At 72.1% G+C, this 14956-nt stretch carries 15 protein-coding genes and 1 riboswitch; of the genes, 11 read left to right on the top strand and 4 right to left on the bottom strand.

From position 1 onward, the window contains the following. Nucleotides 1-23 precede the first annotated feature (23 nt). The 10 genes from IEY87_RS15485 (at nucleotide 24) to IEY87_RS15440 (ending at nucleotide 10833) form a co-directional block, all read left to right on the top strand. A complete protein-coding gene (locus tag IEY87_RS15485) occupies nucleotides 24-1526 on the top strand; it encodes an ABC transporter substrate-binding protein (RefSeq protein ID WP_189139314.1) in 1503 nt (500 codons plus the stop codon). Next, on the top strand, nucleotides 1523-2470 hold the full coding sequence (locus IEY87_RS15480) for an ABC transporter permease (protein ID WP_189139313.1): 948 nt from the start codon (nucleotides 1523-1525) through the stop codon (nucleotides 2468-2470). Before IEY87_RS15485 ends, IEY87_RS15480 begins: the two co-directional genes overlap by 4 nt. Further along, nucleotides 2467-3306: an ABC transporter permease gene (locus tag IEY87_RS15475; RefSeq protein WP_189139312.1), complete on the top strand. Its 840-nt coding sequence runs from the start codon at nucleotides 2467-2469 to the stop codon at nucleotides 3304-3306. The genes IEY87_RS15480 and IEY87_RS15475 overlap by 4 nt, the downstream gene beginning before the upstream one ends. Next, on the top strand, nucleotides 3293-4213 hold the full coding sequence (locus tag IEY87_RS15470) for an ABC transporter ATP-binding protein (RefSeq protein WP_189139311.1): 921 nt from the start codon (nucleotides 3293-3295) through the stop codon (nucleotides 4211-4213). The genes IEY87_RS15475 and IEY87_RS15470 overlap by 14 nt, the downstream gene beginning before the upstream one ends. After that, on the top strand, nucleotides 4176-4976 hold the full coding sequence (locus tag IEY87_RS15465; RefSeq protein WP_189139310.1) for an ATP-binding cassette domain-containing protein: 801 nt from the start codon (nucleotides 4176-4178) through the stop codon (nucleotides 4974-4976). Before IEY87_RS15470 ends, IEY87_RS15465 begins: the two co-directional genes overlap by 38 nt. After that, a complete protein-coding gene (locus IEY87_RS15460) occupies nucleotides 4973-6154 on the top strand; it encodes a M20 family metallopeptidase (protein ID WP_225277301.1) in 1182 nt (393 codons plus the stop codon). The genes IEY87_RS15465 and IEY87_RS15460 overlap by 4 nt, the downstream gene beginning before the upstream one ends. Next, nucleotides 6151-7341: a P1 family peptidase gene (locus tag IEY87_RS15455; protein WP_189139309.1), complete on the top strand. Its 1191-nt coding sequence runs from the start codon at nucleotides 6151-6153 to the stop codon at nucleotides 7339-7341. The genes IEY87_RS15460 and IEY87_RS15455 overlap by 4 nt, the downstream gene beginning before the upstream one ends. 17 nt (nucleotides 7342-7358) lie before the next feature. Next, nucleotides 7359-8786, top strand: a complete 1428-nt coding sequence (locus IEY87_RS15450; protein WP_225277302.1) for an aldehyde dehydrogenase family protein — start codon at nucleotides 7359-7361, stop codon at nucleotides 8784-8786. A 280-nt stretch (nucleotides 8787-9066) separates the two neighbouring features. Continuing rightward, nucleotides 9067-9213, top strand: a riboswitch (cyclic di-AMP (ydaO/yuaA leader). 13 nt (nucleotides 9214-9226) lie between these two features. Further along, complete coding sequence (locus tag IEY87_RS15445; protein WP_189139307.1) at nucleotides 9227-9883, top strand: CHAP domain-containing protein; 657 nt, start codon at nucleotides 9227-9229, stop codon at nucleotides 9881-9883. 56 nt (nucleotides 9884-9939) lie between these two features. After that, nucleotides 9940-10833 carry a fumarylacetoacetate hydrolase family protein gene (locus IEY87_RS15440; RefSeq protein WP_225277303.1) on the top strand — a complete coding sequence of 298 codons (894 nt, stop codon included), beginning with the start codon at nucleotides 9940-9942 and terminating at the stop codon, nucleotides 10831-10833. Nucleotides 10834-10837: 4 nt separating this feature from the next. Here IEY87_RS15440 and IEY87_RS15435 read toward each other — a convergent pair whose 3' ends face one another. Genes IEY87_RS15435 through IEY87_RS15425 form a run of 3 tightly spaced genes read right to left on the bottom strand, consistent with a single transcriptional unit; the run spans nucleotide 10838 to nucleotide 13294 of the window. Further along, nucleotides 10838-11602 (bottom strand): SDR family NAD(P)-dependent oxidoreductase, encoded by a 765-nt coding sequence (locus IEY87_RS15435; RefSeq protein WP_189139306.1) that lies wholly within the window; start codon nucleotides 11600-11602, stop codon nucleotides 10838-10840. 49 nt (nucleotides 11603-11651) lie between these two features. Continuing rightward, nucleotides 11652-12824, bottom strand: a complete 1173-nt coding sequence (locus IEY87_RS15430; protein ID WP_189139305.1) for a MalY/PatB family protein — start codon at nucleotides 12822-12824, stop codon at nucleotides 11652-11654. Next, nucleotides 12821-13294: a mycothiol transferase gene (locus tag IEY87_RS15425; protein WP_189139304.1), complete on the bottom strand. Its 474-nt coding sequence runs from the start codon at nucleotides 13292-13294 to the stop codon at nucleotides 12821-12823. Before IEY87_RS15425 ends, IEY87_RS15430 begins: the two co-directional genes overlap by 4 nt. Before the next feature lie 95 nt (nucleotides 13295-13389). Between IEY87_RS15425 and IEY87_RS15420 the strand changes: the two genes are divergently transcribed. Next, nucleotides 13390-13938, top strand: coding sequence for a CGNR zinc finger domain-containing protein (locus IEY87_RS15420; RefSeq protein WP_189139303.1), 549 nt, complete (start codon nucleotides 13390-13392; stop codon nucleotides 13936-13938). A 39-nt stretch (nucleotides 13939-13977) separates the two neighbouring features. On the opposite strand, the gene IEY87_RS15415 is transcribed toward IEY87_RS15420, so the two are convergent. Further along, entirely contained in the window at nucleotides 13978-14697 is a 720-nt protein-coding gene (locus IEY87_RS15415) for a L,D-transpeptidase family protein (protein ID WP_189139302.1), read from the bottom strand. Nucleotides 14698-14956 lie beyond the last annotated feature (259 nt).

Raw genomic sequence — 14956 nt, 5'->3', positions numbered from 1 at the left:
CACTAGCCAGGAGGCTGAAAGACATGAGGCGAGTCGGGACATGGATCGCCGTGGGCGGTCTCCTGCTGAGCATGAGCGCCTGCGGCGGCGGAGGCGGCAGCGACCCGGAGAGCACGGGTGAGCAGCCCGCCAAGGCGGAGGCGCTGTCCGTCGGGTTCGTGGCCGAGCCCGCCAACCTGGACTTCACCGCGACCGAGGGCGCGGCCATCCCGCAGGCGCTGCTGGTCAACGTCTACGAGGGCCTGGTCAAGCTGGACCAGGACGGCAAGATCCAGCCGCTGCTCGCCGAGAAGTGGGAGGTGTCGGAGGATCGCAAGACCTACACCTTCACCCTGCGCCAGGGCGTCACCTTCACCAACGGCGCGCCCTTCACCGCCGACGACGTCGTCTTCTCCCTCGACCGGGTCAAGTCCGACTGGAAGCTGAAGATCAAGTCGCAGCTCGACATGATCAAGGACGTCGAGAAGAAGGACGACACCACCGCCGTCGTCACCCTCGACCGGCCCAGCAACGGCTTCCTCTACACCATGGCCACCCGGCTCGGCGCGATGTTCAGCCGCACCGGCGTCGCGGACCTGGCCAACCAGCCCGTCGGCACCGGCCCGTACAAACTGGGGGAGTGGCGGCGCGGCGACTCCATCCGCCTGGACGCCAACCCCTCCTACTGGGGGACGAAACCGGCGATCCCCGGCGTGACGCTGAAGTATTTCAAGGACGCCACGGCGATGAACAACGCGCAGCTGACCGGCGGCATCGACGTCATCTCCAGCGTCCAGGCGCCCGAGTCGCTGCAGCAGTTCGCCGACCCCAATCGCTTCGAGACGATCGAGGGCAGCACCAACGGTGAGGTGGTGCTGTCGATGAACAACGCCCGCCCGCCGTTCAACGACAAGAAGGTGCGCCAGGCCGTCCGGCACGCCATCGACCACAAGGCGCTGCTCGACACCGCCTGGGCCGGGCGCGGTCAGCTCATCGGCTCGATGGTCCCGCCCACCGACCCCTGGTACGAGGACCGCACCGGCGACTACCCCTACGACGTGGCCAAGGCCAAGGAACTGCTCGGCGGCAAGACGTACACCGTCAAGATGCGCATCCCCAACCTCCCCTACGCCGTGGCCGGCGCGCAGGTGGTCAAGTCGCAGCTCGCCCAGGTGGGCATCACCGCCGACATCGAGCCGCTGGAGTTCCCCGCCCGCTGGCTCGACCTGGTCTTCACCAAGGGCGACTACGACCTGTCGATCATCAACCACGTCGAGCCGCGCGACATGAGCATCTTCGCCAACAAGACCTACTACTTCGGCTACGACAATCCGGAGTACGGCAAGCTGCTCGCCTCCGCCGACCAGGGCAGCGAGCAGGAGCAGGTCGACGACCTCAAGCAGGCCGCCAAGCTGCTGTCCGAGGACGCCGCCGCCGACTGGCTGTTCGGCTTCCCGAACCTGATCGTGGCGAAGAAGGGCATCACCGGGCTGCCGAAGAACGCCATCTCCGAGTCCTTCGACTTCACCGGGCTCGCCCAGCAGTGATCCTCTACCTCCTGAGACGGCTGGCGGTGTTCGTGCTGAGCACCGCCGTCGCCGGGGTGCTGGTGTTCGCCTTCATGGCCGTGCTCCCCGGCGACCCCGCCGAGGTCGCGCTGGGCGTGAACGCGACACCCGAGGCGGTGGCGGCGCTGCGCGAGCAGTTCGGCACCGACCGGCCGGCGATCACCCAGTTCTTCGACTGGTTCGGCGGGCTCGTCACCGGCGACTTCGGCACCTCCTACGTGACCAGCTCGCCGATCGGCCCGCAGATCGGCGACCGCCTCGGCGTCACCGCCGTGCTGGTGCTCGGCGGCATGCTCATCGCGCTGATCATCGCGGTGCCCGCGGGGACGTTCGCGGCCGTGCACCACCGCAACCCGCTCGGCGCCGTCATCAGCGCCTTCAGCCAGGTCGGCATCGCCGTCCCGGCCTTCCTGGCGGGCATCCTGCTGGTGTTCGTCTTCGCGGTGCAGGCGCAGGTGCTGCCGTCCGGCGGTTACGTGCCGATCGCCGACGACCCCGTCGAGTGGCTGCGCGGCCTGCTGCTGCCCTGGTTGTCGCTCGGCCTCGTGCAAGGAGCCGTACTGACCCGATACGTCCGCTCCGCGGTGCTGGACGTGATGCGCGAGGACTACCTGCGCACCGCCCGCGCCAAGGGCCGGGGCCGGATGGGCGCCCTGTGGCGGCACGGCCTGCGCAACGCCTCCATCCCGGTGATCACCGTGCTCGGCCTGCAACTGGCCACGCTGCTCATCGGCGCGGTCGTGGTCGAGCGCGTCTTCGTCATCCCCGGCCTGGGCGACCTGCTGCTCAACGGCGTCGCGGGCCGCGACCTGCTGCTCGTCCAGTGCGTCGTCATGGTGCTGGTGGTGGCCGTCCTCCTGATCAACCTCCTGGTGGACCTGGCCTACGCCGCGCTCGACCCGCGACTGCGGGGGGCACGATGAGGGGCCGGATCAACGCGGGCCTGGTCATCGGGGGCGTCCTGGTCGGCCTCGTGGTGCTGCTGGCGCTGCTGTCGTTCGGATGGACGCCGCGCGACCCCGTGCTCGTCGACGCCGCCGCCAAGCTGCACGAGCCCGGCGGCGGTTACCTGCTCGGCGCGGACAAGTTCGGCCGCGACACCTTCAGCCAGCTCATGGTGGGCGCCCGCACCACCCTGTACGTCGGCGTGGTGGCCGTCGGCATCGCCGCGATCATCGGCACGCCGCTCGGCATCATCGCCGGGATGACCTCAGGCAGGCTCGGCTGGCTGTCCGAGCTGATCATGCGGGTCAACGACCTCGTCTTCGCCTTCCCGGCGCTGCTGCTGGCCATCATGCTCGGCGCCGTCTACGGGGCCGGCACGCTCACCGCCATGATCGCCATCGGCGTGGCCACGGTGCCCGCCTTCGCCCGCGTGTCCAGGGCCGCCACGATGCAGGTCATGGTGACCGACTACGTCCTCGCCGCCCGGGCGGCCGGGCGGCGGCGCACCGCCGTGGCGCTGCGCCACGTGCTGCCGAACATCTCCTCGGTGCTGATCGTGCAGGCGTCGGTGTCGTTCGCCATCGCGATCCTGGCGGAGGCGGCGCTGTCGTTCCTCGGCTTCGGCACCCGCCCGCCGATCCCGTCGTGGGGCCGGATGCTGCAGGAGTCCCAGGAGCTGCTGTTCTCCACGCCGCGCCTGGCGCTCTGGCCGGGTCTGGCGATCGCGCTGGCGGTGCTCGGCTTCAACCTTCTGGGCGACGGGCTGCGTGATTACTTGGATCCGAAACTCAGGAGGATCCGTGCTGAGCGTTGAGGGACTGACCGTCCGGGCCGGCTCGGTCGAGCTGGTCCGCGACGTGTCGTTCGAGATCGGGCCCGGCGAGCGGGTCGGGCTGATCGGCGAGTCCGGCTCGGGCAAGTCGCTGACCGCGCTGTCGCTCATGGGCCTGCTGCCCGAGGGCGTCACCGCCGCCGGCGCCGCCCGGCTGGGCGAGCGCGACCTGGTGGGCGTCCCCGAGCGGCGGCTGAAGGCGCTGCGCGGCCAGGACGTGTCCATGGTGTTCCAGGAGCCGATGACCGCGCTCAACCCGCTCATGCGGGTCGGCGCGCAGGTCACCGAGGTCATGACCCTGCACGGCAGGCCCGCCGGACAGGCTCGCGCCCGCGCCGTCGAACTGCTCGGCCGGGTACGCCTGCCGCAGCCGGAACAGGTGGCCCGCGCCTACCCCCACCAGCTCTCCGGCGGCCAGCGCCAGCGCGTCATGCTCGCCATCGCCCTGGCCAACGAGCCCGGCCTGCTCATCTGCGACGAGCCCACCACCGCGCTCGACGTGACCGTGCAGAAGCAGATGCTCGACCTCATCGCCGAGGTGGCGCCCGCGCTGCTGTTCATCACCCACGACCTGGCCGTGGTCGCCTCGGTGTGCGAGCGGGTCCTGGTCATGTACGGCGGGCGCGTGGTGGAGAGCGGCCCGATCCGCGAGGTCTTCGGCAACCCCCGGCACCGCTACACCGAAGGCCTGCTGGCCGCCTCCCGGCTGACCCCGCGCGGCACCCGGCTGCCCGTCATCGCCGGCAGCGTCCCGGCGGCAGGCCAGTTCCCCGACGGCTGCGTCTTCACAAACCGCTGCCCGCACGCCACCCCCGCCTGCGAGCAGGAACCCGCGCTGACAGGAGAGGGTCATGCCCACGCATGCCGGCACCCCGCTGATCGAGGCTAGCGACCTCAGCCGGGTCTACCACCGGCCGCGCACCTCCCTCACCAGAGCGGGCGAGGCCGTGCACGCCCTGCGGGGCGTGTCGCTGACCGTGCGCGCCGGCGAACGGTTCGGCATCGTCGGCGAGTCCGGCTCCGGCAAGTCCACGCTGCTCCGCCTGCTGTGCGCGCTCGACCAGCCCACCAGCGGGTCCATCCGCTTCGACGGCCAGGAGATCACCGGCAGGCCGGAGCGGCGGCTGCGCTTCCTGCGGCAGAGCCTGCAGATCGTCTTCCAGGACCCGATGAGCTCGCTCGACCCCCGGATGCGGGTGCGCGACCTCGTCGCCGAGCCGCTGGTCGCCCTCGGCGAGCCCGTCGGCGGGCGGGTCGCCGAGCTGCTCGACCAGGTCGGGCTGCCCGCCTCCGCCGCCGACCGCTACCCGCACCAGTTCTCCGGCGGGCAGCGCCAGCGCATCGCCATCGCCCGCGCGCTCGCCCCCCGCCCCAAGGTGCTGGTCGCCGACGAGCCGGTCAGCGCCTTGGACGTGTCCGTACGCGGGCAGATACTCAACCTGCTGGCCGACCTGGTCGACGAGCTGGGCCTCACCCTGGTCTTCGTCTCGCACGACCTGTCCGTCGTACGGCATGTCTGCGAGACGGTCGCGGTGATGAACGGCGGCGAGATCGTGGAGACCGGAGCCGTCGACGACATCTGGGCCGAGCCGCGCCACGCCTACACGCGCACGCTGCTGCGGGCCGTACCCACGCTGGAGGGATTTCTGTGATCGAGGTGGACGCCCGCGGGGTCGTCGAGTTCACCCAGGCGCTGGTCCGTGTGCCGAGCACCAACGACCCGGCGCGCGGGCGCAGCGAGCAGGCCGCCGCCGACCTGGTCGCCGCCAAGATGCGCGAGTGGGGCTGGCAGCCCGGCGTGTACGAGGCCGCCCCCGGCCGGCCGAACGTGGTCGCCGTCGTCGAGGGCGGCGGCGGGGACGGGCCGACGCTGATGTTCGAGGGGCACACCGACGTCGTTACCGAAGGGGATCTGTCCACGTGGACGGTGGACCCGTTCGGCGGCGAGATCCGCGACGGCAGGCTGTGGGGCCGGGGCAGCGCCGACATGAAGTCCGGCCTGGCCGCCACCCTGTACGCCACTCGGGCGCTGCAACTGGCCGGACCGTTCCCGGGGCGGATCAAGGTGTGCGCGCTGGCCGACGAGGAAGGTCTCATGCTGGGGGCCCACCACTTCGTCGCCGAGGGGCTCGGCGCCGACGTGGACGGCGCGATCGTGGCCGAGCCCGAGGCCGGGGAGATCTGCGCCGTCGCCAAGGGGGCGCTGCGGCTGCGGGTCGACTTCACCGGCAAGATGGCGCACGGCGCGATGCCGCAGCACGGCCGCAACCCCATCCAGGCGGTCGGCGCGCTGCTGACCGAGTTGCGTTCGCTGGAGCGGGACCTGCAAAGCCGCCACCCCGCCCACGAGCATCTCGGTGAGGTGTACGTGACCCCCACCGTGGTCCGCGCGGGCACCGAGGAGCAGGTCAACGTCATCCCCGCGACCGCCTCCGTCTTCATCGACGTGCGCACCATCCCCGGCCTGGAGCATCAGGCGGTCGCCGACCGGGTCGCCGCCCTGGCCGCCTGGGACGGAATCACCGCCGAGGTGTCCGTCCTGGTCGACCGGCCGCCCGTGGACGTCCCCGTCGGCGACCCGGTGGTGGCCGCGCTCGCCGCCGCGCACCGCGACGTCACCGGCGCCGAGCCCGTCTACGGCGGGGTCCCCGGCTCCACCGACGGCACCGTGCTCACCCACTGGGGCGGCATCCCCTCCGTCGTGTACGGCCCCGGCGGCAAGTGGATCGCCCACCAGGCGGACGAGTACGTCGAGGTGGCCGAGATCGTCCAGTGCACCCGCGTCTTCGCCGAAGCGGCCCGCCGCTTCCTGACCCGGAGCCTGGGGTGAGTGGTCCGTCGTTTCCTCAGGTCAGGCCTGGCCCGACCAACTCCCTGGGGGACGTCGCCGGGCTTCGGGTCGGGCATGCTCAGCGGGCCGGTGACGGCTACCTGACCGGCACCACCGTCGTCCTGGCGCCGCCCGGCGGCATGGTGGCCGGGGTGGACGTGCGGGGCGCGGCCCCCGGCACCCGCGAGACCGAGCTTTTGGACCCGCGCAACCTGATCGAGCGCGTGCACGCCATCGTCCTGTCGGGCGGCAGCGCCTACGGGCTGAGTGCGGCCTGCGGCGTCATGGACCGGCTCGCGGACGGGGGCGTCGGCTTCCCGGCGGAGGGCGGCGTCGTCCCCATCGTGCCGGCCGCCGTCATCTACGACCTCGGCAGAGGCGGCCGCTTCCGCGCCACCCCGGACGCCGCCTTCGGCCACGCCGCCTACGACGCGGCCACCTCCCTCCAAGTGGACGGCCCCGATGTCCATGCGGCCACGTCCTTCCAAGTGGACGGCCCTGATGGCCACGCGGCCTGCGGTGGGTTTTCGGGCGGACTGAACGGGTCTGTCGGGGCCGGGACCGGGGCCGTGGCGGGTGGGCTTGCCGGGGGTGTCGGGACCGCGAGTGTCGTGCTGCCCTCGGGGGTGACCGTGGCCGCGCTGGCGGTGGTCAACGCCGCCGGGTCCGTCCTGGATCCGGGCAGCGGGGTCCTGTCCGGCACCCGCTACGGACTCCCCGGCGAGTTCGACCACCTGGGTGAGCCGTCGGCGGAGGAGGTCGCCGTCTGGCGGCCCGCCGGGGTGACCTCGCTCAACACCACCATCGGCGTCGTCGCCACCGACCTGACCCTCACCAAGGCGCAGTGCGGCAAGCTCGCCGGGGTCGCGCACGACGGGCTCGCCCGCGCCATCCGGCCCGCGCACACCATGGTCGACGGCGACACCATCTTCGCCGTCTCCACCTGCGCGCTGCCCCCACCGCGACCCGAGCCGACCCTGTACGGATCCCGCCCGGTCACCACTCCGGCAGCCGGCGCCCCTGGAGACGGCGCGGCGCCCGACGGAGCGTATCTGCACGACCTGCTCGCGGCCGGGGCCGATGCGTTCAGCCGGGCCGTGGCGCACGCGGTGCTGGCCGCGACCGGGCGCGCGGACGCGCCCGCCTATCTCGACGCGTTCCCGAGCGCCCTTCGGCGAACGCCATGACTGATCAAGGGGGAACAGTGACGTTCGCAGGCTCCTGGCCGGCCGGGCTTCCGGTCGGGGACGGCTGGGCCGAGGCTCCGGCGTACAGTGACGTGATCTTCCCGTACGACGGCTCGGTCGTGATGAGCGCGCCCGTGGGGGACGCGGCGCTGGCGGCGCGGGCCGTGGAGGAGGCGCTCGCGGTCGCGCCCGCGATGGCCGCGCTGCCGTCGCACGCGCGCCGCGCCGCGCTGACGAGCGCGCACGACGCGCTCGCCGAGCGGCGGGCGGAGTTCGAGCGGCTGCTCGTGCTGGAGACCGGCAAGCCGCTGGTGGACTGCCGGGTCGAGGTGGCGCGCACGCTCGTCACCCTGGCCACCGCCGCCGAGGAGGTGGCCCGGCTGCACGGTGAGACGGTGCCGCTGGACCTGCTGCCGTCGGGGGAGGGGCTGATCGGGTTCTGGACGCGGCGGCCCATCGGCGTGGTGGCCGGGATCACCGGCTTCAACTATCCGCTGCTGCTGGCCGCGCACAAGATCGCTCCGGCGGTGGCGGCCGGTTGCCCGGTGATCGTCAAGCCGGCTCCCGCGACGCCGCTGGCCACGCTCTGGCTGGTGCATCTGCTGCGCTCGGCGGGCGCGCTGCCCGCCGCCGCGGTGCAGCTCGTCACCGGGGACGTGGCGGTCGGCCGCACGCTGGTGGAGGACCCGCGGATCGGCGCCGTGTCGTTCACCGGCTCGGCCGCCGCCGGGCACGCCATCGCCCGCGCCGCCGCCCCCACCAAGGTACTGCTGGAGCTGGGCTCGAACGCCGCCCTCGTGGTGGCCGCCGACGCCGACCTGGAGGCCGCCGCCGACGCCGTGGTGCGCGGCGGCTACTACGCCTCGGGACAGGCGTGCATCTCGGTGCAGCGGGTGCTGGTCGAGGAGGCGGCGCACGAGGAGTTCCTCGACCTGCTGGCCGCGCGCATGAAGGACGTGGTCGTGGGCGATCCGCGCTCGCCGGAGACGCGGGTGGCACCGCTCATCGACCCGGCGGCGACCGACCGGGTGCTGGACTGGATCGACGGCTCCGGGGCCAGGCTCGTCACCGGCGGCGTGCGCGACGGCCGGGCCATCGCGCCGACCGTGCTGGCCGACGTGCCCGGCGGGGCCGCCGCCTGGGACGAGGAGATCTTCGGTCCCGTGGTGTGCGTACGGCCGGTGCCCGACCTGGACACCGCCTTCGCCACGGTCAACGCCTCCCGGTACGGCCTGCACGCCTCGGTCTTCACCCGGTCCCTGGCCACGGCGTTCGCGGCGATCGAGCGCATCGAGGCCGGGGGAGTGGTGGTGAACGAGGCGCCGGGCTTCCGGGCGGACAACATGCCGTACGGCGGCGTCAAGGACTCCGGCATCGGCCGGGAGGGCCCGCGCTTCGCCATCGAGGAGTTCACCGTCACCCGGATGGCCATCATCCGGCCCTGAGCGCACCCGCTCACTGCCTCTTCGCCGGCCCGAGGACCATGCCGGGAGGGCCGATTTCTCCCCCTTCAAACGCCCGGAAAGGTAAAGAAATGGGGCAGGGATCCCTTGTGCCACAGGGGATCCCGAGGGGGAGTCAAGTCCGTCACTTGCATCGTTCCATACCGTTCACTTACCTTTGAGGCATCCGAGGTACACGCCAGGGATTTTCATTACCCGCGTGACCGATGCACTGCACACCGCCGAGACCGCGTCTGACCTGTGCGAATGTTCGATCACAGGTGCGACGCGGCCGCCGAATCCGCGTTATCGCGAAACCGGGGACCCACGTAATTCCGGGGTGAATCGGTTGCTCTCTCCTGAGGCATCCGTAGGGCACTTCCACGCCCGAACCCGTCAGCTAACCCGGTAGGCGGCATGGAAGCAAGGAGCACCCTCTCAGAATGGCAAACAACATCTTCAAGCGCGCCTCCAGCCGGTCCAACATCGTCACTTTCGCTCTTGGACTGAGCGTCGCCGCAGGCGCCACCCTGGGCGGCACCTCCGCCATGGCGGCAGAGCTCCCGTCGCAGCAGAAGCCCGTTCCCGCCGCCCAGGCCGGCAAGGTCAGCACGCAGAGCGTGCTGCGGGTCGCCGAGTCCCAGATCGGCGTCAAGGAGAACGCGGCAGGCGGCGGCACGCCGTACCACAGCTGGTACATGTCCTCCCCGCGCGCGGGCGAGACGCTCGCCCGTGACGGCGGCGGCCAGCCCGCGCTGTACGCCAACGCCCCGTGGTGCGCGATGTTCGTCTCCTGGGTCGGCGAGAAGGCCGGCGCCCGCGCCTCGGTCGGCTGGGACGCCTACACCGTCACCTACGCCGGCTGGTTCAAGGACAACAACCGCTGGGGCGGCGAGGCCAAGCCCGGCTCCGTGGTCTTCTTCGACTGGAACGGCGCCAAGGACATCAGCGGCATCGACCACGTCGGCCTGGTCAAGAAGGACAACGGCGACGGCACGATCACCACGATCGAGGGCAACACCGGCAACGGCAAGGTCGAGGAGCGGGTCCGGCCCACCTCGCAGGTCGCCGGCTACGGCTACCCCGAGTACGCGGCCTGACCCCCGGGCCCACCACCCGCAGGACGCCACTGTCGGCTTGAGTAGGCTGCCGGACAGTGGCGAGCCTCACCAGGGCGCGCCTGCCCCCGCAGTTCTCCAGGAAGGCGCTCATGCACCTCGTTCGTTGCTCTTCTTCCTCCCGCTGGGCAGTGCGCGCCGCGGACGGCTACCGCGCGCTGCCCGCCGGCTTCTCCCTCGGCGACGCGCTCTCCGCCGATCTCGCTCACTTCCGTACGCTGCTCGACACCGCTGCCGAGCGGTTCGACGAGGTGACGCCCGGCGCGCCCGTCGACCCCGACACCGAGGTGTGGGCGGCCGGGGTCACCTACCGGCAGTCCCGCGAGGCCAGGGTCGAGGAGAGCACCGAGCCCGACATCTACCAGCGGGTCTACGACGCCGAGCGCCCCGAGCTGTTCTTCAAGTCGATCGGCAGGCGGGTGCGCGGGCACGACGAGGCCATCGGCGTGCGGCCCGACTCCACCTGGGACGTCCCCGAGCCGGAGCTGGCCGTGGTGGTCACGGCCGGCGGCGAGATCGCCGGCTACACCGTCTGCGACGACGTCAGCTCCCGCTCCATCGAGGGCGAGAACCCGCTCTACCTGCCGCAGGCCAAGATGTTCGCCGGCGCCACCGCGCTCGGCCCCGGCATCCGTCCCGCCTGGGAGATCCCCGACCCGTACGCCCTGGAGATCGAGATGACGATCTTCCGTGGCGGCGAGGTCGCCTGGGAGGGCACCTCCGGCACCGGCCAGCTGCACCGCCGCCTCGACGATCTGGTCGGCTACCTCTTCCGGGCGGACCGCTACCCCCGAGGCGTCATCCTGTCCACCGGCACCGGCCTGGTGCCCGGCCAGGACTTCACCCTGACGCCCGGCGACCGGGTGCAAATCCGGGTCGACGGGGTCGGGACGCTCGCCAACGACGTGCTGCCCGCCCTGGAGATCGGCTGACGGCTCAGCGGGGCGGGTCGAAGCGGCCGTCCACGGCGGTCCAGCCGCCGTCCACGTAGAGCACCGAGCCGGTGACGAAGCTCGCGGCGTCACCGGCCAGGTAGACCACCGCCCCGGCCATCTCCTCGGCGGTGGCCCAGCGGCCGAGCGCGCTCTTGGCCGCGTACGCGTCGTACCAGCCGGGGTTGTTCTTGATCTGCTGGGTCAGCGGCGTCTCCACCACGCCCGGCGCGATCGCGTTGACCCGCACCCCGTGCGGGCCGAACTCGGCCGCCGCGGTCCGCAGCAGCTGCACGAGCCCGGCCTTCGTCGCCGAGTAGACGCTCTGGCCGGGCTCGGTCACCGAGGCGCGGATGGACGCGAAGCCGATGATCGAGCCGCTGCCCCGCGCCACCATGCCCGCGCCGAAAGCCCGGAGCACGTCGAACGAGGCGCGCAGGTTGAGCTGCACGACCCGGTCGAACTCCTCGCCCGAGTAGTCCAGCAGCCGCTTGCGCACGTTGGTGGCGGCGGTGAACACCAGCACGTCGGCGGCGATCTCGTCGGCGCACGCCCGGACCGCCTCGCTGTCCAGCACGTCGAGCAGCCGCGCCGTGCCGCCGCACCGCCCGGCGGTGTCCTGCGCGGCGGCCAGGTCCCGGTCCGCGCACACCACCGAGGCGCCCTGCGCGGCCAGCGCGAGCGCCGCCTGTCTGCCGATGCCGCTCCCGGCGCCGATGACCACCGCACGCCGCCCGTCCAGGCGGAACAACCGCTCGTATGCCGTCATGAGAAGCACCTTAACGACTGGTCTGACCAGTGCACCAGGTCGGGTGACGTCAGAGGTCCGCGACGCGCGCCAGGACCTCCCGCAGGAGGGACGGGCTGGTGGCGAAGTTGAGCCGGGCGAACGGGGCGCAGTCCACGTCGGTGCCCTGGGCGAACTCCGCCCCCTCGCTGAGCAGGACCCGCGCCTTGCGGAGCAGATGCTCGGCCGGGGCCGCCGCGCCGATCGGCGTGTCGGTGAAGTCGAACCAGCTCAGATAGGTCGCCTCCGGCGAGTGATAACGCAGGTCCCACGGCAGCGCCGCGGCCCACCGGGCCACGAGGCTCCGGTTGTGGTCCAGGGTGCGCATCAGCTCCGCGAGCCAGGCGTCACCCTCACGCCAGGCCGCCACGGTGGCGACCCGGCTCAGCGTGCTCGGCGTGCCGAAGTAGTCCAGCGGGGCCTCGGCCAGCGACCGGTGCACGCGTTCCGCGCCGACGTGCGCGACGGCGCAGCGCAGGCCGGCGATGTTGAACGCCTTCGTGGCGGAGGTGGTCGTGATCGTACGGGCCGCGGCGTCGTCGTTCAGTGACGCGAACGGGATGTGCCGGGCGGGCCGGAACGCGAGGTCGGCGTGGATCTCGTCGGCCAGGACCACCAGGTCCAGCTCCGCGGCCACCTCGGCCAGTGGTGCCAGCTCGGCGCGGGTGAACACCCTGCCGGTCGGGTTGTGCGGGTTGACCAGCACCAGCATCCGGCAGCCCTGGGCGCGCAGCCGGTCGGCCAGGCCCTCGCCGTCGAAGTCCCAGCCCGACTCCCGCCGGCGCATCGGCAGCGGCACGACCCGCCGCCCGGACCTGAGGATGCTCGCCAGGAACGGCGGGTAGGTGGGCACGTGGATCGCGACGGCGTCGCCGGGCCGGGTCGCGTGCTCGATCATCACTTGCAGGATCTGGATCAGATCGGTGAACACGCGCGTCCGTCCCGGCTCCGGCCGCCAGCCGTGGCGGGTGGCCATCCGGTCCTCGAACGCCTCGGTCACCGGATCCCCGTCCGGCCAGAACGGGTAGCCGAAGTCCTGCCGCTCGGTGACCCGCAGGATGCTCTCCCGCACGGCGGGCGGGACCCCGAAGTCCATGTCGGCGACCCAGGCGCCGAGGGTGCCCGGAGGCAGCGAGCCCCACTTGACGCCATGGCCGGAGCGCAGGCGATCGACGTCCACGGCGTGGAAGGCGTCGCCGGTCATGCCCTGGCCTCCGCGCCGGCCAGGATGACGTCCCGGATGATCTCCATCTGGCCGTGGTGCTGGGCGAGCTCCTCGTACACGTGCAGCAGCGCCGCGCCCTGGGTCAGCTCGCGGTCGGGGCCGAGGAAGCCGGGCGGCGGAGTGCCGCGCAGCGGGTCGGCGGGGGCGGCGGCGCGGGCGTCCTCGGCCAGGCCGGCGCGCACCGCCGCCGCCCGCTCCAGCAACGGGCGCACCGGGCCGGAGGCGGTGAACTCGGCGTCGCGGTCCCGCGCCACCTCGCGCCCCGCCACCAGGGTGCCGGCCCAGTACGAGACCACGCCGAGGCAGTGGGTGAGCAGGGCGTACGGGCTGTTCGCGCCGGGGAACGGCGGCCGGACGTTGGCGAGCTCGTCATCGAGCCCCGCCACGATGCCGCTCATGCCGTCCAGGGCACGGCGGACGAAGTAGAGGTAGTCGTCGTCAGTGATCAAGAGGGGTCTCCGCGAGCCGAGCGGTGAGGTCGTCACCGGCTTAACAGGTGACGCCAACATTGCGCTCCGACCGCGTCACCTGTCAAGCTGGTGACATGGGTTTCGTGTTCGTCAGCGGCGACCTCGCCCTCGACCTGGCCGGGACGCTCAAGTGGCGGCGGAGCGATCCTGAGGAGCTGCTGGTCACGCCCGCCGACCTGGCCCGCTGGACGGTCGAGGCCGGGGTGCTCAGCGACGAGCCGCCGGTGGACGCCGCCGGGCTGCGGCGGACACGCGCGCTGCGTGAGGTCGTCTACCGGCTGGTGCGCCACGGGATGGACGGGCTGCCCTGGCCGGAGGACGACCTGCGCGAGCTGAACCGGGCGGCGGCGGGCCCGACGCCCCGGATGGCCCTCACGCCCTCCGGCCTGAGCCGGACCGGCGACATCGCGGCGGTCGCCGCCGAGGTGGCCCGCGCGGCCATCGCGCTCCTGGCCGGCCTGGACCGGCTGCGCGTCCGCGAGTGCGGCCACCCCGACTGCACCCGCGTCTACATCGACCGGTCCCGGGCCGGCAACCGGCAGTGGTGCGGCATGGAGGAATGCGGCAACCGCGTCAAGGCGGCCAACTACCGCTCCCGGAAGGCCCGATCCGTCAGCGCTTGATCTCCGACCGCCCGCTGAGCGGGCCCTGCGCGCCGGGGGTTACCTCCGGTTGTTCGACACCACGGTTGAGCGGCCGCGGACGTGGACGGGCTCGCCGACGCCGACCAGCTGGTAGAGGCGGTCGGCCGCCTTCATCGGCAGGCGGACACAGCCGTGCGACGCCGGCCACAGCGGCACCCTGGTCGAGCCGTGCATCGCCACCCCGCCGACGAAGTACAGCGAGTTGTACATCGACCCGAGGGGCCCGGTCGTCCAGCCGGGAGCCCGCGTGGTGACACGGAAGTCGCCCACCGGGGTCGTCGCCGTCCGGCAGCGGCCACCGTTGCAGAAGGTCACCCCGGCGCCGCTGGACATGTGGGTGATCAGCACCGGGCGGCGGTCCCGGTAGACGACGAGCAGCTGCCGGCGCAGGTCGATCTCGACCCGGTCGCGGGCGCCGTTCGACACGAGCGGGCGCGGCCGGCGCGGACGGTTGAGCGCCCGCCACATGACGTGGTCGACCTTCGCGTGCGGGCGGATGCCGTGCAGCTTCTGGAAGCCCCAGACGGCGGCCGTCGTCGGGTCGTCGTACACACCACTCACCCGGCCCCAGAGGTAGCCCTCGTCGCGCAGCAGCCGCTGAAGCCGTTCGACGCTGTCGCCGCGGTCGCCGGGACGAAGGACGATCTCCAATGGCGTGGTGTCGGCGACGGCGACACCTGGAACGACCGGGAATCCCAGGCAGAGGGCGAGCACCAGGGGCCGGTGAACGTTGATCACAAACGGTTCGTAACCCGAATGATCAAATGGCTACCCCATGAAACCAAATTTTTCCGCCAAGGCCCGCGGGGCAGCTTTATCCGGAGAAATTGGGTCATAGGCCATATGTGTGCTCGGTGGGTTCCGGAAATGGTGAGACTTTGAGCGCACATTACATTTATGCAAGATAAAGCGGATGATCGACAGGGGTATGTCTGGCGCTGTGGCGGGGCGTTTGAATCGGGCGCCCGCCTCCAGGTCGATAAACCCATGAACGGAA

Origin of the sequence: Nonomuraea glycinis (assembly GCF_014646515.1) — a bacterium.
Classification (GTDB): domain Bacteria; phylum Actinomycetota; class Actinomycetes; order Streptosporangiales; family Streptosporangiaceae; genus Nonomuraea; species Nonomuraea glycinis.
This window is presented reverse-complemented; position numbering and strand designations above follow the sequence as displayed.